The following is a 23,740-nucleotide window of genomic DNA, read 5'->3' on the forward strand; positions in this document are numbered from 1 at the left end:
GGCGCGGGCTCGTCGTCGCAGGCTGATCTGGTCCATCGCAGTCATGTTTCGCGCCTTAGCCTGTAGCGGACGGAACGTCAAGGTCAGGTAAACGGGTCCTCACCACAGGGCCGAGGGTGCCGTGCCGCCGATCACCTCGGCAATGCGCCGGCGGGTGCCCGGCGTGGTTCCGTCAGGCAGCGCCGACACCGGAAAGAAGCGTGCCTCCGCAATCTCGGCCCCCGGCGTGAAGCCCTGCTCGCGGAAGCGGCGCAGGATGTAGCAGGCCACGTGATCGCCCACGAACTGGGCGTCATTGAGGTAGATGCCATGCAGCTGCGGCGCTTCTTCCGCAACGATGCCGGCCTCCTCGCGCAGTTCGCGGATGGCGGCATCGGCGAGCGCCTCGCCGCGTTCCACCCCGCCGCCCGGCAGCAGCCAGCCCGGCGTATAGCCATGGCGCACCAGCAGGACCTGCGGCGGATCGCCCTTGAGCGCCAGAACGCGCGTGCCAAGCGTCATTCCGCGCGTCTGGCGATAGACGGCATGCAGGAATGGCTTCATGACGCGAAATGCGGCACGCTTCAGGGGCTCGGACATGACACAGCGTTAGCGCCTCGCTCCTGTCTCGCCAAGCTTGAGTTCCCCCAGCGCGCTTGTTAAGCCTCTTGGCATGACCCAGTCCGTCAGCGTCCGGCCGGTACGCGGCAAGGAAGACCTCAAGGCCTTCCTCGACGTGCCGTTCGCGCTCTATGCCGGTGATCCGAACTGGGTGGCGCCGCTCTATGTCGAGCGCTTCGAGCACCTCGATCCGCAGAAGAACCCGTATTTCCGCCATGCCGAGGTGGAGCTGTTTCTTGCCTTTCGCGGCAACAGGCCGGTGGGCCGCATTTCGGCGCAGCTCTGCCGCCTGCGCAGCGAGCGCTACCAGGATGGCGTGGGCCAGTTCGGCTTTCTGGAGGCCGAAAACGATCCAGACGTATTCGCGGCACTCATCGAGGCGGCCTCGGCCTGGCTGAAGCAGCGCGGCGCGACCGCCATGCAGGGGCCGTTCAGCTTCTCGATCAACGACGAGACGGGGCTGCTCATCTCAGGCTTCGGAACGCCGCCTTCGGTGATGATGGGCCATGCCCTTCCCTATTATGCCGAACGCCTCGAGGCTGCGGGCTTCCGCAAGGCCAAGGACGTCATCGCCTATGACTTCATCGAACAGGGCGAGATGCCGCGGGCGCTCAAGTCCGCCTTCGACAAGGCGACCGCCGACAAGGACGTGGTGCTGCGCCCTCTCGACAAGAAGCAGCTGATGAAGGAGCTGCAGACCGTCGTCTCGATCGCCAATGATGCGTGGTCGGACAACTGGGGCTTCGTGCCCTGGACCGAGGAAGAGATGACGGCACTCGCCAACAATCTCAAGATGCTGGTGACCGGCGACTATGTGGCGATCGCCGAATACCGCGGCGAGCCCGCGGCCATGGCCATCACGCTCCCCAACATCAATGACTGGATCGCGGGGCTCGGTGGAAAGCTGCTGCCGCTGGGCTGGGCCAAGCTGGCGTGGAACCTGTTTGCGAGGCCGCCGGCGGCGGTTCGCATGCCGCTGATGGGCCTGCGCCGCAAGTATCACGGAACACCGGTGGGCGCCGTGCTCGGCATGGCGGTGATCGCGCGGGTCCGGAACTACCATGTCGGCCGCGGCACCACGCGGGGCGAGGCAAGCTGGATCCTCGAGGACAACATGCCGATGCGCCGCATGATCGAGAGCTTCGGTGGCAAGCCCTACAAGACCTACCGCATTTATGAGAAGTTAATCGGTTAGGCGCTACCCGCGTGAGGCAGCGGCGTGCTGCCACCTGAAGTTCGTCCGTCAGTCAGAGTTCGACAGTACACGTGTTCACCCTCGCCCATCTCTCCGACCTGCATCTCGGGCCCCTTCCGGCGGGCTCGGCGCATCGTCACTTTGCCTTCAAGCGGGCCATCGGGGTGATGAACTGGCGCCTCAACCGCCACCGCGTGCACAGCCCCGCCGTGGCCCTGGCGGTGGCCGCCGACATCATGCGCAGCGCGCCCGACCACGTGGCCCTCACCGGCGACATCGTCAACGTTGCGGCGCGTGACGAGTTCACCGCCGCGGCGCGCTGGATGGACACCTTCGGCACGCCGGACTGGATCAGCTTCGTTCCCGGCAACCATGACTGCTACGTGCGCATGGCCTGGGAACATGGTCTCTTCCATCTCGAGCCCTACATGCGCGGCGACATGCGCGTGCCGCTCACCCAGGAAACGCCGCAGATCCTCACCCCCTTCCCCTATGTGCGGCTCAGGCGCAACGTGGCGTTGATCGGCCTGTCCAGCGGGGTGCCGCAGCCTTTGCACCGCGCCTCGGGGCAATTGGGCCGCACCCAGCTGAAATCACTCGCCGGCCTTCTCTCCGACCTGCGCGAGCGTGGCTATGCCCGGGTGGTGATGATCCACCATCCGCCGCTGCCGGGCCTCGCCAGCCCGCGCAAGGCGCTGATCGACGCCAGCCTGCTGCGGGGCGTCCTGGAGGAACACGGCGCCGAGCTGGTGCTGCACGGCCACAACCACGAACACATGCTGAACACCTTCAATTCACGCTTCGGCGCCGTTCACGTGCTGGGCGTGCCTTCCGCCTCCCTGATCGAGGACGAGCACCACCCGGTGGCAGCCTGGAACCTCTACCGCATCCAGCGCCAGGCAGGAAAATGGCAGATCGACGTGTCCATCCGCAGCTATGACCCGGCCAGCCGGCAGATCGCCCCCCTCACCGAATTCGCCCTTTCTTCCTGAGCGGCGGCTGGCTAGATTGCAGCCCCAACCAAGCCCCCTCCCCTGCGGAAGCTGAAAACCATCTTGCTGCTCCCCATCCTCGACAGGCATGTCATGCGGCAGGTGTCCCTTCCCCTCGCGGGGGCGCTGATCATCGGCCTGCTGATGCTGCTGGCCGACCGCATGGTGCGCCTGCTCGACACCACGCTGGGCAAGAAGAACTCGTTTTCCGTGGTGTTCGAGATGCTGGCCTACCTCGTGCCGCATTACCTCGGCACCGCGCTGCCGGCAGCCCTGTTCCTCGGCCTGCTGCTGGGCTTCGGCAAGATGTCGGCCAATTCCGAGACGGATGCCTTCATGGCCTCCGGCATCGGCCTCAACCGCATGGCCCGGCCGGTGATCCTGATGGGCGTGGCGATCAGCCTGATCTCGCTCGTCATCATGGGCTGGCTCCAGCCCTATGCCCGCTATGCCTACCGTTCGGTGGTCTTCGACGTGCAGAACGTCGAGGTCTTCTACCTGGCGGAGGAGGGCGTGTTCATGCAGGCGGGCGACCGCACCTTCATCATCGACAAGCTCAACCGCGCCACCAACGCCTTCGAGCACGTCTTCATCTACGAGAACAAGGACGACAAGGGCTCCGACACCGTCACCGCCTCGCGCGGGCGCCTGCTGGAAAGCCCGGCGGGCCAGCGGCCGACACTGCATCTCGAGGATGGCCACCGGCTCACCTTCAAGGCCGCCCCCGATGTGAATTCGGCCGATCCTGCCATCGGCGAGGCCACGGAGTTCGCCCTTGCCGACACGCCGCTTGGCCGCATCTCCAAGGACATCTTCCGCCCGCGCGGCGAGGACGAGCGCGAGCTGACGCTGCCGGAACTCTTCGCCGCCCTCGACAATCCGCCGCCCAAGTCGAGCCATGACGACGTCAGCTCGGAGCTGAGCGAGCGGCTGGTGACGGCGGCGAGCATCCTCATCCTGCCCTATCTCGCCATTCCCTTCGCCGTCGGCTCGCGGCGCAGCGCGCGCGGCTTCCGCACCGGCGTCGCGCTGGTGCTGATCGTGGTCTACAACGAGATCATCCACCAGGGCGCGTCGCTGTCGAACCACGGCGTGGCCTCGCCGTTTCTCACCATGTGGCTGCCCTGCCTGCTGCTGGCACTGTTCGCCGCCTGGCGCTACATCGGGACCTGCTTCACGCTGCGCAACGACCCCGTGGGCGGGCTCATCGACCGCGTCGGCGACTTCTTCGGCGGCCTGCGCCACAGCGTGGTCCGCCGGCTTGGATGGGGAACAACGTCATGATGAAGATCCTCGGCTGGATGCTGAACCGCATGGTGGCCATCCGCTTCTTCGGCATCCTGTTCGGCATCTCCTTCTTCGTGCTGTCGCTGGACGTTCTCACCAACGCCAAGGACCTCCAGGCGCTGCGCCCCAACGACATGACGATCCTGCTGCAATACATGCTCTACCGCGCGCCGTCGGTGCTGGTGAACTACATGGGCATCTCGATGCTGCTCGCCATGCTGCTCAGCCTCACCGAACTCAGCTACCGCAACGAGATGGCGGCGATGTGGGCAGCCGGCGTGTCGCCGGCGCGCATCATCATCATGCTGCTGCCGCTGGCCTTCGTGGCCGGGGGGCTCAACTTCGTGCTCTCGGACTCCGCCATCCCCGCCACCACCCCGCAGCTGCGCGACTGGGGCATCGGCGATTATGGCGCGGAAAAGCTGAAGCTCGGCGAAAAGGACCCGATCTGGATGCGTGCCGGGCCCGACATCCTGCGCGCCGGCAGCGCCAATGGCGACTCGACCAGGCTCAATGACGTCATCATCTTCCGCCGTGACGACCAGGGCCTGCTGCGCGAGCAGATCTATGCCAAGTCGGCCGCGCTCGACGAGGGCCGCTGGACGCTCACCAAGGTGCTTGTCTACTACCGTGACAACCTGCAGCCCTCGCGGCTCGACACGCTGGTCTATTCCGGCAACATGAAGCCCGCCCAGGCCGGGGCACGCTCCGGCGCGCCGGAGGACATGGCGCTGACGGAACTGTTCTACTTCATGGACAACCAGGGCTTCGGCATCCGCCCGGTCTGGGTCTACGAAACCTGGGCCAACAAGCGCATCTCGCTGTTCTTCTCCGGCCTGCTGATGATGGGCCTGTGCATTCCGCTCGCCACCCGCTTCCGCCGCGGCGGCGGGCTCGGCGCCCTGTTCGCGGTGGGCGTCGGCATCGGCTTCGTCTACTTCATCGTCGACGGCATATCGCTCACCATGGGCGAACTTGGCTTCGTCAAGCCATGGCTGGCCGCCTGGCTGCCGATCCTCGCCTTCGGTTCGCTCGCCGTGGTCATGACCCTCAGGTCGGAGACGGTATGACAGGCATGCCGCAGCATGCCGGCGTGATCATCAATCCCCTGGCCGGCCGCGGCAACGGCAAGGGCCAGGCGCTGGCCGACACGTTGAAAGGCGACGCGGGCATCTCGCTGCATCTGCTTGAGCGCTTCGAGCACCTCGAGGGCGTGATCGACGACATGGCGCGGGACCGGGTGACCGACCTGTTCATCAGCTCCGGCGACGGCACCATCCAGGAAATCCTCACGCTGATCGCCGAACGCGGCGGCTTTCCCGTCCTGCCGCGCATCTGCCTCCTGCCGCATGGCACCACCAACCTCAGCGCCAACGACCTCGGCTTCCGCAGTTCGTCGATCGCGGCACAGGCCCATTTCGTGCGCAGCCTGAACGCCACGGCACTGGTCAGCCGCAACACCATCCGCTGCGCCAATCCGGGCGACGGCAAGGTGCGGCACGGCATGTTCGTCGGCACCGGCGCCATTGCGGTCGCCACCCGGCATTGCCAGCAGGCCTTCAACGACCAGGGCGTGAAGGGCCAGTGGGCGGTGGCCAAGACGCTGATGTCGGCGGTGGGCAAGTATCTCTTTTCCGCGCCCGACCCCGCCGATCAGTCACGCTTCGACCGGCCCTATGCCATCAGAGTCGAGGCCGGGGGGCGCCGCATCGCGGACGGCATGCAGCTCCTGCACATGTCGACGACGCTCGACACGCTGCTGCTGCACAGCCACCCGTTCTGGGGCGGCAAGACCGCGCCGATCCGCACCACCGTGCTGCCCTATCCCGTGCCGTCGGTTCTGCGCTGGATGCTGCCCATCATGTATGGCGGCGAGAACCACGCCGCACCCGAGGGCGCAGTGAGCTTCAGCTCGGACAGCCTGGCGGTCAGCTCCGAGGCGATCTTCGTCATCGATGGCGAGTTCTTTCCGCCGCCGGCGGGTGAAGCCTTGCGGCTGGAGACCGGGCCGCTGTTCACCTTCGTGAGGGGCTGACGCGGCCTCAGCCGTTCGCCACCTTCTTGCCGTGGCCCTGCGCCACCACTGCACCGAACAGTTCGATGATGCGGTCGAGGTCGGCGTCGGTATGGGCCGCCGAGACGGAGCAGCGCAGCAGGCACATCTTGTTGGGCGTGCCGGGCGGCAGCGCGATGTTGACGTAGACTCCGGCCTTCAGCAGCGCGTTCCACATGGCAATCGTCGAAGGCTCGTCCGGGCAGCGCACCGCCACGACCGGGCTTGCCTCGTCGCAGCCGAGTTCGAGGCCCAGCGCCTTGAAGCCGCTGAACAGCCGCGCCGAATTGTCGGCGAGCCTGCGGCGCCGCTGCGGCTCCGCCGCCAGCTTGCGGATCGCCGCGATCGAGGTGGCGATCGACGCGGGCGATGACGACGCGGTGAACATGTAGGGCCGCATCGCGAAGCGCAGAAGCTCGAAATAGGGGTGGTTGCCGGCGCCGAAACCGCCGATGGCGCCAACGCTCTTCGAGAAGGTTCCGACCACGAAGTCCACCTCGTCCTCGAGGCCTGCCTCATCCGCGAGGCCACGGCCATGGGGGCCGAGCACGCCGAAGCTGTGCGCCTCGTCGACGAGCAGCTGGAAGCCGTGCTTCTTCTTCACCTCCACGAAGTCGGCGAGCGGGGCGCGGTCGCCCATCATGGAATAAATGCCTTCGAGGACCACCAGCTTGCCGCCGCCGTCTTCCTCAGACCGCGACAGGCGCTTGTCGAGGTCGGCGGCGTCGTTGTGGCGGAAGCGCACCAGCTTGGCGCCCGACAGCGTGCAGCCGTCATAGATCGAGCTGTGCGAGTCGGCGTCGAGGTAGATCGTGTCGCGCGGGCCTGCGAGGCCCGACATCATGCCGAGGTTCGCCTGGTAGCCGGTGCTGAAGATGATGCAATGCCTGCGGTCGAGGAAGCGGGCGAATTCCTGCTCCAGCTCCTTGTGCAGCGCATAGGAGCCGTTGGCGATGCGCGAGCCGGTGGTGCCGGTGCCGAACTCCGCCAGCGCCTTCTGCCCGGCTGCGATGCACTCGGCATCGAAGGTGATGCCCATGTAGTTGTTGGTGCCGGCGAGGATCGTCTCGCGGCCCTCGATGATGGCGCGGGTGGGCGACAGCAGCCTCTCCATCACGGCGCCCACGGCGTCGCCGCCCAGCGCCTTCATGCGCGCGTGGCGCTCGGCAAGGCCTTCGAGCTTGGCAAGCAGGTCCATGTCCTACCCTTTCCTCGTGCGCGCCTCGACGACCGCGGCGAGGTCGGCCACCGTGCGCGTCTCCGACAGCACGTTGAGCGGAATCTCGATGTCGAAATGGTCCTCGACCTCCATCACGAAGTCCATCACCGTGACGGAGTCGATGTTGAGGTCGGTCGAGATGTCGGTCGCGGCGGAGAGAACCGTGCCATTGGTGTTGAACGGCTGCAGCAGCGTGCAGAGCTGGGTAACGGTGTCGGTCATTGAGACGTCCTTGAACTGGCGGTCCTTGTATCGGTGCCGCGCCCCTGAGGCAACCACCCGGCAGCCCGGTACCAGGTCACGGTTTCGGCAAATCCAGCGGCGAAGGGGGTGGGATCGGCCAGCGCCAGGCCGCCCGGCCGCGCCACCCAGTCGACGTGGTAGAGCTCGGCGATCTTGCCGCGGTTGACCATGCCCGGCTTGCCGGTGAGCCGCGCCAGGCCCTCCGCCACGGTCGCCACCGCCGCCGGCACGGCCCGCGGCAGGAAAATGGCCCGCACCGGGCCGCCGCGGAAGGCGGAGGCCGTGCGGATGAGGTCCGGCCAGCCATAGCCGCCCTCCTGGCCGTCGCTCACCTCGTGCAGGCCCTGCTCGTTCCCCTCCACGGCACGCACGATGAGGCGGGCGAGGTCGCGGCCGTGAATCAGTGAAAACCGTGCGCCCGCCGGGCCGGGAATGGCGGCGACGGGCCGCGTCAGTTCCTTGATCAGGGGCAGCGTGCCCCTGTCACCGGGGCCATAGACGGCCGGCGGCCGGATCAGGATGGCATTGAGGGCCGCCATGCGGTGGCGCACCACCTCTTCCCCCGCCCGCTTGCTCGCCGCATAGCCCGAAAGCTGCGGCTCGCGTGCGGCGAGCGAGGAAATGTGCACGAAGCGCGGCACACCCGCCTCGAGCGCGGCATCGGCCAGCGCCCGCGTGCCGTGTTCGTTGACCCTGAAATAGCCCGAGCGGTCGAGCGCGGTCAGCGCCCCCGCGAGATGGATGACGGCATCGGCCCCGGCGACCAGCCGCGCCAGCGCGGCATCATCCGCGAGATCGCCCCTGACGGTTTCGACGCCGGGCGGAAGGGCTGCCGTTTGGGGGCTGCGCAGCAGCGCGCGCAGGCGGTGGCCGCGCGGCAGCAGCTCGGCAACGGCGTGCCTCCCGGCGAAACCGGAGGCGCCGGTGATGGCGATGGTCTTGCTCATGAATTCCGGTGCGGCGGGCAGCCCCGCCTCAGTGGACGGCCTCGAGGCTGTCCGGGGCGGCGGCCAGCGTCAGCGCAGACAATTCGGCGATCTCGCCCGACAGGAACTTCTGCTTGGCGGCAGCGCGCGACAGCTTGCCGGAGGACGTGAAGGGCAGGCTCTTGGGCGGCACCATCACGACCTTGCACTCGACGCCCGCCGAGCGGTGCACGACAGCCGACACCTCATGGCGCAGCGCCTCGATCGAGGCCATGTCCTGCAACCGGCACTGCACCAGCACCGTCACCTCGTCCTCGCCTTCGTCATTCTCGACGGCGAAGGCAGCGACGTCGCCGTCACGCAGCGGCTCGATCTGTTCGGCGGCCCATTCGATGTCCTGCGGCCAGATGTTGCGGCCATTGTGCAGGATCAGGTCCTTGGCGCGGCCGGTGATCACGATCTCGCCGTCGAGCCAGTAGCCCATGTCGCCGGTGTCGAGGAAGCCGTCCTGGCCGATCACCGCGGCGGTGGCCTCGGCATTGTGGAAGTAGCCCGTCATCAGGCTCGGCGTCCTGACGAAGATGCGGCCCACGGCGCGCGCGCCCAGCACTGTGCCGCGCTCGTCGCGGATCTCGACGGTCGAGCCCTCCATCGGGCGGCCGCAGACCACGAAGCTGCGGGCACTGGCCCCGCGGGCGGGAATGGCGCGGCCCTCATGCTTCAGGGCGCTGCGGTCGATCGAGTCGATGCGGATCGGCTTGTCGGCATCGACGAAGGAAATGGCCAGCGTCGTCTCGGCCATGCCGTAGCTCGGCAGGAAGGCCTGGGGGCGGAAGCCGGCGACGGAGAGATGCGCCGCAAAGCCTTCCAGCACGTCGGCGCGCACCATGTCGCCGCCGATGCCGGCGATGCGCAGGCGCGAGAGATCAAGCGTCACCGCATCGCCATTGATGCGGCGCGCGGCGAGGTCATAGCCGAAGCTCGGCGAATAGGTGATGGTCGACTTGTTGTCCGACATCAGCTTCAGCCACAGTGCCGGGCGGCGCGCGAAGGACGTGGTGGCGAGGAAATCGACGCTCACCTGCCCCATGGCGGGCGACAGGCAGAAGCCCACGAGGCCCATGTCGTGATAGAGCGGCAGCCACGAGAAGGCGCGGTCTTCCGGATTGATGCGCATGCCATCGCGCAGGATGCCGCGGGTGTTGGACATGATGGCCTGCTGCGAGATCAGCACGCCCTTGGGGTTGGACGTCGAGCCGGAGGAATACTGGATATAGGCATCCTCATCGGCCCTGAAGGGCTCGAGCTTGGTGGCGGCCTCCGGCAGTGCCTGCAGTTCGGCGTGGGTCAGCACGCGGCGCGCACCGGCGCGGGCCGCACCCTCGGTGATGTGGCCGAGCAGGTCCTCGCCGGTGATCACGGTTCCGGCCTTGGCGGCGGCCAGCATGCCGGCCACGCGGTCGATGTAGCTGTCCTTGCCGCCGATATACATGGTGTAGGGCATCGGGCAGGGAATGAGGCCGGCATACTGGCAGCCGAAGAACACCGCCATGAATTCAGGCCCGGTCTCGGCCACGACGGCGACGCGGTCGCCGCGCTTCAGGCCGAGGGAGAGAAGCTTGCGCGCGGTGGACAGCGCCTGGCGGCGGAGCTCCGCATAGGGCAGCACGTGCTGCAAGGCGCCGCGCGGGGAATAGAAATTGAAGCCGGTGACGCCCTTGGCCGCATAGTCGAGGCCTTCGGCGAGCGTCCCGAAGCCGGCAAGGTTCTGTGCGAGGCTGCGATTTGAGGTCGGCGTAACCGATCCGGCCGCGTCGGCGTCAGCGTTCCGCTTCAAAGCGCTCTGCATGCAATCGATACCCTGCGAAATCCAAAACTCGAACCGTAACGCCCGCCTTAACCTGTCCGGCTATAGGGGGCATCCGGTAATTTTTCGTAACAGCGGGGGTGAGTCCGGGGAAATCAATTGTTGTTTCAGATTGTTACGGTGTGGAGAATGCAATTGAATTACAATTGAAATCAATACTTTAGAAGACCCGTATAAAGCGCCGCAGCGACCAGCGCCAGGGCCCCGAATGCAAAGCCCGAAACCCAGGCCAGCATGAGCGTCGCAGAACTGTAACCTGCCCCGGCAGCCACCGGCAATTGCGCCGCCTGCCGTTCCCGCGCCACCAACCGGTGCGCCATGTGGCGGCGGATGGCGGCCGCCGCCTGTTCGCGGTCCCGGCCCTCGAACAGGATGTCGCGGCTGTCCTGCCGGTCCTGCAGCACCCGGTAGGTGCGGTGGTCCGGCTCCATGACGACATAGGCGGTGAGATCAACCCAGAGCTTCGGCGGCTCGCCCGGCAGCAGCGTGAGGTCGAAGAGTTCCCTGGCCTCGGGGTTGGCCTGCACGGTTGGCACCAGATCGTCCTTGAGGATCTGCAGGCGCAGCGTCTTGGAATCGCGCAGGTCGCGGGCAGCCTCGAAATGCGCCGCCTCGGCGAGCCTCGCCTCGCGCAGCGCTTCGGCCAGGCCGTCCCGATCCTGTTTCACCGCGGGCTTCACCACGCCACACACTCCTCACCTGCCCTCGCCTGTCCCAGACCGGGACGGCGGAACTGGGGCAGGCCCCTTCCGGGCATTCACCCTGCAGGACCCGTGCCAGCACCAAGGGGGCACGGGCCCGAGCATTCCCCTCTGCCGCGCCCGACGCAAGCAAAAGCCGCAGGTGGCGTTAAAGCCCGGCCTCCTCCGCCTCGTCGGCAGCCTCCGACAGCAGCTGGCCGATCTCCTTCAGCGCCGCCTTCTGCTTGGGATTGAGCTTGGACTTGGGGCTGTCCAGCATCGCCGCCACGTCGGTGCGCAGCTGGTCGAGGCGGGCCGTCAGGCCGGTGTCAGGCATGGGTCGTGCTCCCGTTCGGGGCGGCAGCGCCGGCAGGGCCTCATGCCAGCCGCCTGCGCCGCCTCCGGTGTTGCGAAGAACCGCACGTTCTCCCGCCTGGGGCGCGAGGGGCAATGCGGCCGGCAATAGATGCCGGTGGTGACCACGCCATACCAGAAGGCGCCATCCGCACCACGGTCACGGGCGACGATCGCCTGCCAGCGCGCGGCATCTGACTGCTGCCATTCCATTGCATTCCCCTCGCTTGAGCCTGACCGGCGCCATCTGGACCCGACCGGCACGGCAGCGCCACCCGATTTCGGCTACTGCGCGGTGAAGCCGCCATCGAGCAGGATCACCTGCCCGCAGATCATGTCGGAGGCGGAGGAGGCAAGGAACAGGATCAGGTCCGCCACCTCGGTGGTGCGGCCGAAGCGGCCCGCCGGGATCTTGGCCTTCATCGGGTCGCCCTTGGCCGGGTCGCCCCACACCATCTCGCCCATCGGGGTCAGGATCACGGTCGGGCAGATCGAGTTGGACTGCACATTGTGCTTCGCCCATTCGACCGTCATCGCCTTGGTCAGCATGTTGAGCCCGCCCTTCGAGGCGCTGTAGGCGGCATGGTCGTCGAGTGCCGCCACGCCCGACTGCGACGAGATGTTGATGACCTTGCCCATGCGCTGCTCGATCATCCTGGGCACCAGTGCCTGGGCCAGCAGGAAGGGGGCGCGCAGGTTCACGTTGTTGAGCCACTCCCAGTCCTCGACCGGCGTGTCGATGATCGACTTGATGGAGGTCACCCCGGCATTGTTGACCAGGATGTCGATGGTGCCGAAAGCCTCCAGCGCGCGAGCGGCCGCTTGCTTCGGGCCCTCGACGGTGGCGAGGTCGGCCGGGATCGTCACGCAGCGGCGGCCCAGCGCCTCCACCTCAGCCTTCACCGCCGCCAGTCCGGCCTCATCCCGGCCCACGGCGGCAATGTCGGCGCCGGCATCGGCCAGCACCCGGCAGGTCTCGAAGCCGATGCCCTTGCTGGCCCCCGTCACCAGGGCGCGGCGCCCCGCGAGTGAAAATCGCTTCGTCCATTCGCTCATCGCTCACCTCCGCCCCAACTCTGCCGCTCTTCGAAGGGTCTGGCAACGAGCCCCGCAAGGCCCCGGTCCTTCAGCCCCTCTGTGCCGATCGGCATCTCCGGCGTCCGCACGGTGTGGCTGCGGCTGGCGAACAGACGGTCCCAGACGGAGAGCAGCGAGGCATAGTTCGAATCCGTGTCGCGGCGGATCGCGTGGTGGTGCACCCAGTGGATGGAGGGGGTGACGATCACCCAGGACAGGACCTTCTCCAGCCGAGGCGGCAGCCGCACGTCGGAATGATGGAAGATGGTGTTGAAGGCCAGCAGCGTCTCGAACACCACCACGCTCACCAGCGGCACGCCCGTCAGCAGGATCACCCCCGCCCGCGCCAGCGACGACAGCGCCACTTCGCCAAAATGGAAGCGCAGGGCTGAACTTGCGTCGAGAAACTCATCCAGGTGATGAACTTCGTGGAAGCGCCAGAGCAGCGGCCATTCGTGGTTCGCCCGGTGCCACCAGTAGATCCAGAGATCGAGCAGCAGGATATCGAGGACGAGCCCCGTCCAGCCGCTCCACCACGGGGGCCGCCAGTCCAGCGCATGGGCCGCGGCGAAGGCCGAGACGGGCACCACGATCAGCGGCGACAGCAGCGCGTTGAAGCCCGCGAGCGACAGGTTCTTCGCCACCCGCCGGACGCCGCCCACCACCTTCGCCAGCGGGAACACCCTCTCCAGCACGAGGAGCAGCGCGAGCCAGCCGAGCACCGCGGCGATCTTGTAGGGCAGAAGCGCCGAAAGCTGCTCCATCACGCCCCGCTCCCGCCATAGGCGCCCATGCGTTTCAGCACATAGGCCGTGGCGGCCGGCATCAGCAGGGCGAGCGCCATGTAGCGCACCATCTGGTGGGCGCCGACATAGGCAGGGTCGAGGTTGAGGGAAAAGGCCATGATGGTCATGGCGTCGAGGCCGCCGGGCGAGAAGGCCAGAAGCGTCAGCGCGAAGGGCAGGCCGGAGAAATAGGCCGCAACCCCTGCCCCAGCCATGGCAATCACCAGCGCAATCAGGAAGCCCGAGAAGCCCTCGACCAGGGCCGCGCGGAATTCGGCGAAGGTGAAATGCGAAAACCGTGCACCGATCATCACGCCCAGTACGACGTTGGCCGGGATCAGGATCGACATGGGTGCCGTGCCGGAGATGACACCCGAGAGCTCCAGTGCCGCACTCGCCAGCATCGGCCCCAGCATCAGCCCCGCCGGCACCTTCAGCCATTCCAGCGCATAGCCCGCGGCGGTCGAGACGGCGACGAGAAGGACGATGTCCCACAGTCCGCCGATCTGACTCAGCGTCATGGTCAGGGGATCCTCCGGCGGCCGCAGCCAGGTGATGACGGTGGGCAGCGCCGCGACGAGGAAGAACAGCCGGATGCACTGCGCGATGGTCACCCGCCGCATGTCGGCCGTGGTGCTGCTCGCCAGAAGCAGCGTCAGCGACAAGGCACCCGGCAGGCTGGCGAACAGTGCCGTCGGCACGTCCCAGCCATGCCGCCGGATGTAATAGGCCATGCAGGCCCAGGTGACGGCCACCACGGTGAGGCACAGGAAGGCAATCGAGATCGGCCAGTGGATGGCGCGGTCCACCGTGTCCCACGACACCGCCGTGCCAGTCTGGATGCCGAGGAAGATGAAGGCCATGGTGCGCAGCCAGTCCGGCATGCCCACCCTCACGCGGGAGAACACGGCGATGATCGCCGCCATCATGCTGCCCGCAAGCCACGGCGCGGGAATGCCGAGAAGCCAGAAGGCCAGTCCGCCGGCGGTGCCGATGGCGAGGCCCGTGGCCGTATCACGCATGGCGTGCCTGCAGCACGGCGTCGGCGAACTCCGCGAAGCCGTGGCCGCCCTCGCCCTGCGTCACATAGTTCGGAAGATGCGCCATGAGCTTCGCATAGGGCTTGATGTTGGCCACGCCGATCCCTAGCGGGAACACCGCATACATCGGCGCATCATTGGGCGAGTCACCGCAATAGGCGATGTGATTCAAATCCGTTTCGAGTCTGATATCAAGGGATTCGGCCAGGAACCTCCTGCTCATGGTGAGCTTGTCATGCGCGCCGAACCAGGCATTCACGTGGATGGAGGAAACCTTCGCCGCGGCACCCTCGCGGTGGAAGGCCTCGGCGATCTTCTGGGCGGTGGCCAGCGGCAGCGGCGGCACGTCCTCGCAGAAATCGATGGCGACATCGATCTCGCGATAGGCCTGGTCGGAAGCGATCGCGGTGCCGGGGAAATCCTTCAGCACCTGGTCGGCGATCTTCCAGAGCTTCTCGCTGTTGGCGCGCCGCAGCTCGGCCGTCTGCGCATAGACGCGGATCATCTTCTTCGCCGCCTCGTCATAGCGGAAATAGAAGGCGCCATTCTCGCCCACCACGCCGTCGACCGGCCATTGCCGCGCAATCAGGTCGCACCAGCCCGCGGGCCTCCCGGTGATGGGCACCACCTTGATCCCCGCGCGGCGCAATTTCCACAATGCATCAAAGGCTTCCGCCGGAAGCCTGCCATGGAGGGTGAGCGTGTCGTCGATATCGGTGAGAACCGCCTTCACCCCGGCGAGCAAGGCGCGGGGGGCGGTGGAGAGGGGCTGCATGGTCATGTGAGTGTCGGTCGGTCCGGTGAGAAGGTGGCAAGCAGCGGGTCACGCTGCCCGGTGAGCAGTTCCTGCGCCGCGAACAGGCCCAGCGCGGCGGCCAGCGTCACGCCGGAATGGGTGACGACGAGGTAGAGCCCGTTCTTGCTGTGCGGCCGGCCGATGGCCGAGAAACCATCCGCCGGGGTGGGCCGGTAGCCGACGGTGAAGAAGTCGAGGCCAAGCCCCTCCGCCCCCTCGACCATTGCCTCCACCTTGGCCTGTAGATCGGCGGCAAGGGCTTCCGCATTGCCTTCGGGGTCGGCCCCGGCGAAGTCGGTGCCCGCCACGATCCGCCCTTCCGCCGTCTGGCGGATGTGCAGGCCGGGCGTCATCACCAGCCCGTTCACGAGTTTCGGCGCCGGTTTCGAGTGTGACAGCAGGCCGGCGGGTGCATTCATCCGGAAGCTGAGGCCAACGCTGTCGAGGAGCTGGGCCGAGCCGGCGCCCGCCGCCACCACCACCTCGTCGGCATGGATCACGCCGACATCGGTCATCACGCCAACCACCCGGCCATGCTCTTCCGCCAGCCATTTCACCGGCGTCTCGGTCAGCACCTCAGCACCCAGCGCGCGGGCCGCGCCCAGCAGCACCTGTGCCGTGGCCAGCGGCTCCAGCATGCCCTCGCCGGGCGCGAAATAGCCCTCGTCGGGAACCTGCTTCAGCTTCGGTTCGATGGCGTGGATCTCGCCGCGCCCCACCTTGCGGAGCGGCTGGCCCCACTGGGCGCGCTCGGCCGCATAGGCATCGAGCTCCGCAGGGGCCAAGTCCCAGATCAGCCCGCCGCACCAGTTGATGGCGAGTGACGGAATCTCCGATTGCATCTTGTGCCAATGCGCCATCGAGCGGATGCGCAGGCGGAAATAGGGTTCGGGGTTGCCCCAGCTCGCGTTGATCCAGGCCCAGCTCGCCCGCGTGGCCACGCCACCCGGCTGGTCCGCCTCGACCACCGCCACCTCCGCCCCGCCCTTCGCCAGGTGCCAGGCGATGGACGCACCGATGATCCCGGACCCGATGACGATAACCCGCTTCGGCATTGATTCACTCCCCACTCGCCGCCGCAGAACTAACGGCAAGCACCGCCCTTGGCCAGCATACCCTCTCCCAACTCATCGTGCCCGGGCGCGTCCCGGGCATCCTTTCTGGCCCTCCCCAAAAGGATCGCCGGGACAAGCCCGGCGACGATGAACGGCGGAGAGCACTCTCAGAACTTCACGCTCGCCGCCCCCTTGGTCTCCAGCATCGCCCGTGCCTCGTCGGCGGTGGCGATATCGAAGGACAATTCCTCGAGGATGTGCCGGATCTTCGAGACCAGTGCGGCGTTGGACGGCGCCAGCTGGCCCTTGCCCAGGTAGAGGTTGTCCTCCAGCCCGACGCGCACATTCGCCCCCATGGTGGCCGCCATCGTGGTGAAGGGCAGCTGGAAGCGCCCTGCCGCCAGCACCGACCAGTAATACTGGTCGCCGAACAGCCGTTCCGCCGTCTCGCGCATCACCATGACGTTCTGCGGGTCGGGCCCGATGCCGCCGAGGATGCCGAAGATCGTCTGCACGAAGAGCGGCGGCGTGACGAGCTTGCGGTCGAGGAAGTGGGCCAGCGTGTAGAGGTGGCCCACGTCATAGCATTCGAACTCGAACTTCACGCCATGGCCCTTGCCCAGGCGCTCGAGGATCTTCTCGATGTCGCCGAAGGTGTTGCGGAAGATGAAGTCCTTGGAATTCTCGAGGTGCGCCCGCTCCCATTCGTGCTCGAAGGCGGAATAGCGGTTGAGCATCGGGTAGAGGCCGAAATTCATCGAACCCATGTTGAGCGACGTCATCTCGGGCGAGAAGGCCTCGGCCGCCTTGATGCGCTCGTCGATGCTCATGCCCTGGCCGCCGCCGGTGGTGATGTTCACGATGGCGTCGCAGCCCTGCTTGATGCGCGGCAGGAAGCGGTTGTAGGTGTCGGGGTCACCCGAGGGCCTGCCGTTCTCCGGGTCGCGCGCATGAAGATGCAGGATCGCCGCTCCCGCTTCCGCCGCCTCCACGGCCTGGCTGGCGATCTCGTCCGGCGTCACGGGCAGATGCGGCGACATCGACGGCGTGTGGATCGAGCCGGTGATGGCACAGGTGATGATGGTCTTGTTCTTCTTGCGCAAAAGGGCCTCCCTGCGGCGCTGGATCCTGGCCCGAGGCTACCGGGCGGAAACCTTTCCGTCACGCACAAGTTTGGGCAGGCCGGCCATGCAAGTTTGCCGCAAGCCGCGGACGCTAGCCTTCCCCGCAAACCAGCAATCGCGGGGGCGCCGCACCATGACCTCGATCCTGCGCATCGTGCTTGCCGTCGTTTCGGGCGCCGCGGGGCTCGTCGCGCTCTACCTCATCCGCAGCCCCGGCAGCATTGCCAATGCCAGGGCCTATGAGCTCGGCGCCGTCACCCTGCTCATCGCCGCGACGCTGCTCAGCACCGTGTGGGACATGCTGCACGCGCCGAAGGCCGTGCAACTCTCCGCCGCGCCCCCGGCAGAGACCGCGGCCCTGGACACCTCCGCTGCCGATCCGGTGCAGACCGAGGTGTCGAAGCTCCTCTCGCTCCTGCGCCAGCATGCCGAGGCGAACGAGAACTTCTCCACCGTCCTTGAACGCGCCAAGGAGGACCTGCACGAAAGCCTCAAGACCGAGCAGGTGCGCATCATCATCTCCTATCTCATGATCGAGAACGACAAGATGAAGGCCCGCACCTCCAACCTGCAGGCCAGCCTCGAGACCTCGCAGCGCCAGATCGAGAAGCTGAAGAGCAACCTTGCAACCGCCGAGGCGCAGGGCCTCAGCGATCCCCTGACCGGCCTCAAGAACCGCCGCGGCTTCGACGTGGTGCTGGCCTCCCACCTCGCCACCGCGCGCAACGGCGGCCAGCCCCTGTCGCTGATCATCGCCGACATCGACCACTTCAAGTCCATCAACGACCGCTATGGCCACCCGGCGGGCGACGACGTGCTGAAATGGTTCGCGAAGATCCTGTCGAGCAACGTCAAGGGCCGCGACACGGTGGCGCGCTACGGCGGCGAGGAATTCGCCATCGTGCTGCCCGCCACCCCCCTCGACAATGCCTCCAAGGTGGCGGGCCAGATCAAGGCCCAGCTCGAGGCGCAGTTCTGGCAGAAACCGGGGGCGCCCAACACCATGCTGCGCGTCACCGCCTCCTTCGGCGTGGCCCAGCTGGCGGGCGGCGAGGGTACCAGCGCGCTGGTCGCCAGGGCCGATGCCAAGCTCTACGAAGCCAAGCAGGCGGGCCGCAACCGCGTGGCGGCGTAAAGATACCTAAAACCTCGCCCGCAATTGGCCTTAGGTTAACTTCCCGCAGGCCTTGAACAATCCCGTTGCCTCCCGTCGCGGGATCGTCATATTGTCTTGAAAAGACATATGAAGCCGGAACTGAACCGGACTGGTCACGGCAATCAGGCGCCAGCACTCAAGCGGCGCCATACTCGGAGGACGTTCTCGAATGACGAAACTCACACCCGCGCAGGAAACCATGCGCGCCGCGGCGTTGTCGCGCCGTACCCTGATGAAGTCGGCCGTGGCGCTGGGCGCCGTGGGCCTGACGGCACCGCTCTACACCAAGAATGCGCTCTCCTCCTCGGGCGAGCTGAACCTTCTCATGTGGTCGGACGAATATCCCGATCCGGTGATCCCGAACTTCGAGAAGGCCACGGGCATCAAGGTCAACCAGACGCCCTTCTCGCAGAACGAAGAGCAGATCAACAAGCTGCAGGCCACCGGCGGCGAAGGCTTCGACATCTGCTCGCCCACCCAGAACCGCGCCCCCCAGTACAAGGACCTCGCCGTCCTCGCGCCGTTCGACATGAACAAGGTGAAGAACCATTCCAACCTCATCCCCTCCATGGCTGACGGCGCTGCCAAGCTCTGGACCTGGGAAGACGGCCTCTACTACATGCCGCATTGCTGGGGCTCGGAAGCCATTTCCTGGCGCACCGACCTGTGGAAGGGCGATCCCAACACGCTGAGCTACGGCTCGTTGTGGGCGGATGACGTCAAGGGCCACACCCAGGGCCGCGGCCACTCCTTCCTGCTCGGCATCGGCCTGTGGTGGGACAAGTCGGGCAAGATGCCGTCCAACCGCATGCTCGACGGCTACAAGGACGAAGAGAACTTCAAGAAGCTGTGGGACCCGATCCTCGCCTTCGCCATCGAGCACAAGGCCTGGGTGAAGCAGTTCTGGGATTCGGCCGACAACACCAAGTCGGGCCTGATGGAGAACGACGTGTGGATCGGCCAGACCTGGGACGGCCCGCCGATCTCGCTCAAGAAGGCCGGCAAGCCCGTCAACTACCAGGCCCCGATCGAGGGCGCCATCACCTGGGTGGACGGCATCTCGCTGCTGAAGTCGGCGAAGAACACCGATCAGGTCTATGCCTTCCTCGAATATCTCCAGACGCCGGAAGTCTCGGCCCAGGTTGCAGAAGGCTCGGGCTACAACCCGGTCGTCAACGGTGCTGACAAGTTCCTCTCCGACCAGGCCAAGCAGATCTTCCAGCAGGCCTATCCGGGCGAGTCGCTGATGAACCTCTGGCCCTGGCCGGCGGAACCCACCTGGTACGCGGAAATCCGCAGCCAGTACGTGGACAAGTTCAAGGCCGCCTGATCGAGCCTTCACAACTCTTGCGCCAGCCCCGCGATCCGCGGGGCTGGTTCATTTTCAGGCCACGGTTGGTTCTACTTGAATTCCACCGGGCGACGATAGAAACTCCGGCCAAAGGCCGCAGCAGACGGCCAGTATCAATTCAGGGGTGGCAGCACATGAGTGCGGGCGTTGAACTCGATCACATTACCGTCCGTTTCGGTCAGTTCACCGCCGTGGACGACGCCACGCTGGACATCCGGGGCGGCGAATTCTTTTCCTTCCTCGGCCCCTCGGGCTGCGGCAAGACCACGATCCTGCGCACCGTCTCGGGCTTCCTCGATCCGTCCCAGGGCAAGGTCCGGATCGGCGGACAGGACATGGCGGGGATCGGCCCCAACAAGCGCCCCACCGCGCTGATCTTCCAGAACCTCGCGCTCTTCCCGCTGATGACGGTGGCCGACAACATCACCTATGGCCTGCGCGTGCGCGGCGTCTCGAAGGAGGAGCGCAGGAAGCGTGCGGGCGAGCTGCTCGACCTCATCGCCCTTCCCGGCCAGGGCGACAAGCTGGTGAGCGAACTGTCCGGCGGCCAGAAGCAGCGCGTGGCGATCGCCCGCGCGCTGGCCGTCCAGCCCAAGGTGCTGCTCCTCGACGAGCCGCTCTCGGCGCTCGACCTCAAGCTCCGCCAGCACATGCGCAACGAGCTGCGCGCCATCCAGCAGCAGGTCGGCATCACCTTCATCTACATCACCCATGACCAGGGCGAGGCGCTCACCATGTCGGACCGCATCGCGGTCATGTCCGACGGCGTCATCCAGCAGGTGGCCGACGGCAAGACCGTCTACGACCACCCGGACACCCCCTTCGTCGCCTCCTTCGTGGGCGAGAACAATCCCTTCGCCGGCAAGGTGGTCTCCGCCGACGGCGAGCATGCCGCCATCGAAACCGCCCATGGCGTGCTGCGCGGCCGCAACGACAGGAAGCTGAAGGCCGGCGACCGTGCCATTCTCTTCGTGCGCCCTGAGAGCTTCCGGCTGGGTGCCGGCGCGTCGGATGCGACGATCGTCTCCGAAACGCTCTCCAGCGCCTTCGAGGGCAATGCCACCCACGTCTTCCTCAAGGGCTCGACCAAGAAGGACATCACCGTCACCGTCGCCCGCCACGGCAGCCACAGGATCCCGGCGCAGGGCGAAGCGGCGGCGATCCACTTCGACCCCTCGATGGGCGTCGTGCTGCCGGAAGGGAAGATGGCCCGTGAGTAGCCGCCTCTTCGTCTTCCTCGTTCCGCTGGTCGTCATCGCCATCTTCTGGTTCATGGCGCGGGCCGAGAAGGGCAAGCATCACGATCCGACGCACAAGGGCTTCTTCGAGCGCAACGGCACGGCGCTCGGCATCGTCTTCATCGCGCTGGTGGCCTTCTGGACGCTGTTCCTCGTCACGCTGCCCTATCTCTACATGGTGGTCGAGAGCTTCCACCCGAAGCTGCCGCCCGCCCAGCGCGGCGGCCCGACGGACGTGCTGACGATCGCGCAATACAAGTCCTTCTTCATCAACCCGGTCGACAACGAGATCAACACCACCCACATCTGGGCCTTCGTCTTCTCGATCATCACCTCGGTGCTGGTGACGGCCGTCAACTTCGCCATCTGCTATCCGCTGGCCTATTACATGGCCCAGGCCGGCACGGCGCAGAAGGTGCGCCTCATCATGCTGGCGCTCATCGTGCCCTACTGGGTGAACGAGATCCTGCGCGCCTTCTCGCTGCGCCTGCTGCTCGCCTCCAAGGGCCTCATCAACCAGGCGCTCATGGGGCTCGGCATCACCTCGACGCCCATCGACTTCCTGTCGATCAATGTCGGCCTCTATGTCGGCCTGTCCTACGCCTACCTCCTCGTCATGATCTTCCCGCTCTACAACGCGATCGAAAGCCTCGACAAGAACCAGATCGAGGCCGCGCGTGACCTGGGCGCCCCCTGGTGGAAGATCCACCGCGACGTGGTCATCCCCTATGCCAAGCCCGGCATCGCGTCGGGCTGCACCATGGTCTTCATGCTGGCGGCGGGTTCGCTCGCCGCACCGCAGTTCCTGGGCGGCCCGTCCACGCTGTGGTTCACCTCGATCGTCTATGACTTCTTCTTCCAGGCCTTCAACTGGCCGCGGGGTGCAGCCTATGCCTTCATCCTGCTCACCGCCTGCATCGCCTTCGTGCTGCTGATGCTGCGAATGTTCAAGGTATCGCTCGGGGAGACGATCAAGTGAGCTCGAAACTCGTCATGAAGGCGATGATCGGCTTCTACATCGCCCTGTTCTTCCTCTATCTCTTCGGCCCGCTCGCGGTGATGAGCGTCACCGCCTTCAACACGCCCAGCTACCCTCAGGCCATCCCCTTCGAGGGCTTCACGCTGGACTGGTTCGTCAAGCTGTGGAACCACCGCGCCATGATGGAGGGCCTGAAGAACTCCATCATCATCGGCCTCGGCGTCGTCGCCGTCTCCGTGCCGGTGGGGCTTGCCGCCGCCATCATCATGAACCAGATCTACCACCGCGCGCGCAGCACCTTCTATCTGGTCACCGTCTCGCCGGTGCTCACCCCCGGCGTCATCATCGGCATCTCCACCGTCATCTTCTGGAAGGACATGATGGGGATGACGGATGTCACCAAGGCGTGGTTCTACAAGGGCATCATCCTCGCCATCCTCGGCCAGTCGAGCTTCGTTGCGGCCTATGCGCTCCTGATCATCATGGCCCGCCTGCAGCGCTTCGACCGCGCGCAGGAGGAAGCCGCCCTCGACCTCGGTGCCTCGCACCCGCAGGTCTTCTGGCACATCCTGCTGCCCTTCCTGAAGCCCGCGATGATTTCCGCCGGCGTCATCGCCTTCCTCTCGAGCTTCGAGAACTACAACACCACGACCTTCGCCATCCTCGCCGACAAGACGCTCGTCACCGTGCTCGCCGGCGAAGTCCGCCAGGGCACCACGCCCGCCTTGTCAGCCCTCGCCGTCATCATCATCGGCCTCTCGCTCCTCGGCGCCATCATCTACGAGGTGATGAAACGGCGCGAGGAAGCACAAGCCGAACGCAGCAAGGAAAACGCCAAGATCGCCGAGAGAAGCGACCTCGGCGAAGCGGGGCCCGCGGGGCTGAAGTAAAGGCCCCGAACCCTCCCCGGAAAGCCTTCACCCCACCGCCTCCACCACCCTTCCCGCCAGCTCCGACTTCGCCACCTTCATCGCGAGGTTCCGGTTCATCGCCGCGGTGAGGGCGCCGCCCAGGGCGGGCTTGGCGTCCATCGCCTTCTTCAGGTCCTTGGAGGTCCAGACGAAGTAATAGCAGCCGCGCTCCAGCGTCACCGTGGCGGTGGCCGGACGGTCGAGCAGGAAGGCGATTTCGCCGATGAAGGTTTCGGGCTCGGTCAGCGCGCGGCGTCCGGCCTTTTCGATCAGCACCTGGCCGGTGAGCACGAAATAGAGCTGGGCCAGCGGCTGGCCCTCGCGCGTCACCACCATCTCGGCCTCCGCGCGGCCCTGCCGGGCGAGCTTGAGGAGCTGGCGGAACTGGCCCGGCGTCAGGTCATGCAGCACGTCGAACAGGCGGCGCTCCTCATCCGTCAGCGCGAAGTGGCGCTGCTCGGCCAGGATCATCCCGATCATCCACAGGTTCACCGCCACGAACAGCGAGCTCCAGAAGATCGCGCCCCACAGGGGCGTTGCCGGCGCCAGCCAGAAATACAGGATGTAGACCACGTCGCCCGCGATGATCAGCCCGCGCAGCAGGATCTGGTTCCGGAACAGGAAGCCAGCGAGATAGAACAGCGCGGCGATGTGGACGATGTTGTCCTTGTGGAAAATGCCGTCGAAAAGCGTATCCGTCACGATCAATGCCCTCCCGCCCGCAAGGCTAGGGTGGAAGCCCCGGGCGATCAACGTTCGATTGGCTATTTCGGGAGTATGCGCCTTTCTAGCACGGCGAGCGCGCGCTGTCA

The 23,740-nt window shown here is 66.4% G+C and carries 25 protein-coding genes; 10 read left to right on the top strand and 15 right to left on the bottom strand.

The genetic code is table 11. The annotated features are described in order from the left end of the window. Nucleotides 1-99: 99 nt before the first annotated feature. A complete protein-coding gene (locus tag DK847_RS01075; RefSeq protein WP_245414490.1) occupies nucleotides 100-543 on the bottom strand; it encodes an NUDIX domain-containing protein in 444 nt (147 codons plus the stop codon). 109 nt (nucleotides 544-652) lie between these two features. On the opposite strand from DK847_RS01075, the gene DK847_RS01080 reads away from it, so the two are divergent. The 5 genes from DK847_RS01080 (at nucleotide 653) to DK847_RS01100 (ending at nucleotide 6,109) form a co-directional block, all read left to right on the top strand. Continuing rightward, nucleotides 653-1,795 carry a hypothetical protein gene (locus DK847_RS01080; RefSeq protein WP_111195769.1) on the top strand — a complete coding sequence of 381 codons (1,143 nt, stop codon included), beginning with the start codon at nucleotides 653-655 and terminating at the stop codon, nucleotides 1,793-1,795. 71 nt (nucleotides 1,796-1,866) lie between these two features. Next, on the top strand, nucleotides 1,867-2,787 hold the full coding sequence (locus DK847_RS01085; protein WP_111195770.1) for a metallophosphoesterase family protein: 921 nt from the start codon (nucleotides 1,867-1,869) through the stop codon (nucleotides 2,785-2,787). A 63-nt stretch (nucleotides 2,788-2,850) separates the two neighbouring features. Then, nucleotides 2,851-4,071, top strand: coding sequence for an LptF/LptG family permease (locus DK847_RS01090; protein ID WP_146256000.1), 1,221 nt, complete (start codon nucleotides 2,851-2,853; stop codon nucleotides 4,069-4,071). Then, nucleotides 4,068-5,144, top strand: a complete 1,077-nt coding sequence (locus tag DK847_RS01095; protein WP_161957085.1) for an LptF/LptG family permease — start codon at nucleotides 4,068-4,070, stop codon at nucleotides 5,142-5,144. Before DK847_RS01090 ends, DK847_RS01095 begins: the two co-directional genes overlap by 4 nt. A 5-nt stretch (nucleotides 5,145-5,149) precedes the next feature. Beyond that, complete coding sequence (locus tag DK847_RS01100) at nucleotides 5,150-6,109, top strand: diacylglycerol kinase family protein (protein WP_161957086.1); 960 nt, start codon at nucleotides 5,150-5,152, stop codon at nucleotides 6,107-6,109. Nucleotides 6,110-6,116: 7 nt separating this feature from the next. On the opposite strand, the gene spt is transcribed toward DK847_RS01100, so the two are convergent. From spt to kce, 13 genes are all read right to left on the bottom strand, one after another. Then, entirely contained in the window at nucleotides 6,117-7,325 is a 1,209-nt protein-coding gene (gene spt, locus DK847_RS01105) for a serine palmitoyltransferase (RefSeq protein WP_111195774.1), read from the bottom strand. Between the two features lie 3 nt (nucleotides 7,326-7,328). After that, complete coding sequence (locus DK847_RS01110) at nucleotides 7,329-7,568, bottom strand: acyl carrier protein (protein WP_111195775.1); 240 nt, start codon at nucleotides 7,566-7,568, stop codon at nucleotides 7,329-7,331. Further along, complete coding sequence (locus DK847_RS01115; protein WP_111195776.1) at nucleotides 7,565-8,536, bottom strand: NAD-dependent epimerase/dehydratase family protein; 972 nt, start codon at nucleotides 8,534-8,536, stop codon at nucleotides 7,565-7,567. The genes DK847_RS01110 and DK847_RS01115 overlap by 4 nt, the downstream gene beginning before the upstream one ends. A gap of 28 nt (nucleotides 8,537-8,564) precedes the next feature. After that, complete coding sequence (locus tag DK847_RS01120; protein WP_204508200.1) at nucleotides 8,565-10,352, bottom strand: fatty acyl-AMP ligase; 1,788 nt, start codon at nucleotides 10,350-10,352, stop codon at nucleotides 8,565-8,567. 182 nt (nucleotides 10,353-10,534) lie between these two features. After that, nucleotides 10,535-11,065 (bottom strand): hypothetical protein, encoded by a 531-nt coding sequence (locus tag DK847_RS01125; RefSeq protein WP_111195778.1) that lies wholly within the window; start codon nucleotides 11,063-11,065, stop codon nucleotides 10,535-10,537. Nucleotides 11,066-11,231: 166 nt separating this feature from the next. Then, nucleotides 11,232-11,399, bottom strand: coding sequence for a hypothetical protein (locus DK847_RS20495; protein ID WP_161957087.1), 168 nt, complete (start codon nucleotides 11,397-11,399; stop codon nucleotides 11,232-11,234). After that, nucleotides 11,381-11,629: an Ada metal-binding domain-containing protein gene (locus tag DK847_RS01130; RefSeq protein WP_111195779.1), complete on the bottom strand. Its 249-nt coding sequence runs from the start codon at nucleotides 11,627-11,629 to the stop codon at nucleotides 11,381-11,383. The genes DK847_RS20495 and DK847_RS01130 overlap by 19 nt, the downstream gene beginning before the upstream one ends. Before the next feature lie 72 nt (nucleotides 11,630-11,701). After that, nucleotides 11,702-12,472: an SDR family NAD(P)-dependent oxidoreductase gene (locus DK847_RS01135; protein WP_111195780.1), complete on the bottom strand. Its 771-nt coding sequence runs from the start codon at nucleotides 12,470-12,472 to the stop codon at nucleotides 11,702-11,704. After that, nucleotides 12,469-13,257 carry a sterol desaturase family protein gene (locus DK847_RS01140; protein WP_111195781.1) on the bottom strand — a complete coding sequence of 263 codons (789 nt, stop codon included), beginning with the start codon at nucleotides 13,255-13,257 and terminating at the stop codon, nucleotides 12,469-12,471. The genes DK847_RS01135 and DK847_RS01140 overlap by 4 nt, the downstream gene beginning before the upstream one ends. Then, the gene (locus DK847_RS01145) at nucleotides 13,257-14,300 is read right to left on the bottom strand and encodes an AbrB family transcriptional regulator (RefSeq protein ID WP_111195782.1); all 1,044 of its coding nucleotides are present in this window, start codon (nucleotides 14,298-14,300) and stop codon (nucleotides 13,257-13,259) included. Before DK847_RS01145 ends, DK847_RS01140 begins: the two co-directional genes overlap by 1 nt. Further along, complete coding sequence (locus DK847_RS01150) at nucleotides 14,293-15,099, bottom strand: HAD-IIB family hydrolase (RefSeq protein WP_342634741.1); 807 nt, start codon at nucleotides 15,097-15,099, stop codon at nucleotides 14,293-14,295. The genes DK847_RS01145 and DK847_RS01150 overlap by 8 nt, the downstream gene beginning before the upstream one ends. Then, nucleotides 15,096-16,169: an NAD(P)/FAD-dependent oxidoreductase gene (locus DK847_RS01155; RefSeq protein WP_111195783.1), complete on the bottom strand. Its 1,074-nt coding sequence runs from the start codon at nucleotides 16,167-16,169 to the stop codon at nucleotides 15,096-15,098. Before DK847_RS01155 ends, DK847_RS01150 begins: the two co-directional genes overlap by 4 nt. A gap of 167 nt (nucleotides 16,170-16,336) precedes the next feature. Continuing rightward, entirely contained in the window at nucleotides 16,337-17,272 is a 936-nt protein-coding gene (gene kce / locus DK847_RS01160) for a 3,5-dioxohexanoate:acetyl-CoA acetone transferase (protein WP_111195784.1), read from the bottom strand. 154 nt (nucleotides 17,273-17,426) lie between these two features. Between kce and DK847_RS01165 the strand changes: the two genes are divergently transcribed. The 5 genes from DK847_RS01165 (at nucleotide 17,427) to DK847_RS01185 (ending at nucleotide 22,907) form a co-directional block, all read left to right on the top strand. Next, nucleotides 17,427-18,428: a GGDEF domain-containing protein gene (locus DK847_RS01165; protein WP_161957088.1), complete on the top strand. Its 1,002-nt coding sequence runs from the start codon at nucleotides 17,427-17,429 to the stop codon at nucleotides 18,426-18,428. A 190-nt stretch (nucleotides 18,429-18,618) separates the two neighbouring features. Next, nucleotides 18,619-19,779 (top strand): extracellular solute-binding protein, encoded by a 1,161-nt coding sequence (locus tag DK847_RS01170; protein ID WP_111195786.1) that lies wholly within the window; start codon nucleotides 18,619-18,621, stop codon nucleotides 19,777-19,779. A gap of 155 nt (nucleotides 19,780-19,934) precedes the next feature. Then, nucleotides 19,935-21,020 carry an ABC transporter ATP-binding protein gene (locus tag DK847_RS01175; RefSeq protein WP_111195787.1) on the top strand — a complete coding sequence of 362 codons (1,086 nt, stop codon included), beginning with the start codon at nucleotides 19,935-19,937 and terminating at the stop codon, nucleotides 21,018-21,020. Beyond that, nucleotides 21,013-22,017, top strand: a complete 1,005-nt coding sequence (locus tag DK847_RS01180; RefSeq protein WP_111195788.1) for an ABC transporter permease — start codon at nucleotides 21,013-21,015, stop codon at nucleotides 22,015-22,017. The genes DK847_RS01175 and DK847_RS01180 overlap by 8 nt, the downstream gene beginning before the upstream one ends. Continuing rightward, nucleotides 22,014-22,907 carry an ABC transporter permease gene (locus DK847_RS01185; protein WP_245414491.1) on the top strand — a complete coding sequence of 298 codons (894 nt, stop codon included), beginning with the start codon at nucleotides 22,014-22,016 and terminating at the stop codon, nucleotides 22,905-22,907. The genes DK847_RS01180 and DK847_RS01185 overlap by 4 nt, the downstream gene beginning before the upstream one ends. Before the next feature lie 27 nt (nucleotides 22,908-22,934). On the opposite strand, the gene DK847_RS01190 is transcribed toward DK847_RS01185, so the two are convergent. Further along, a complete protein-coding gene (locus DK847_RS01190) occupies nucleotides 22,935-23,630 on the bottom strand; it encodes a Crp/Fnr family transcriptional regulator (protein ID WP_161957089.1) in 696 nt (231 codons plus the stop codon). Nucleotides 23,631-23,740: the final 110 nt, after the last annotated feature.

The organism is Aestuariivirga litoralis, assembly GCF_003234965.1.
In the GTDB taxonomy this organism is placed as follows: Bacteria; Pseudomonadota; Alphaproteobacteria; order Rhizobiales; family Aestuariivirgaceae; genus Aestuariivirga; species Aestuariivirga litoralis.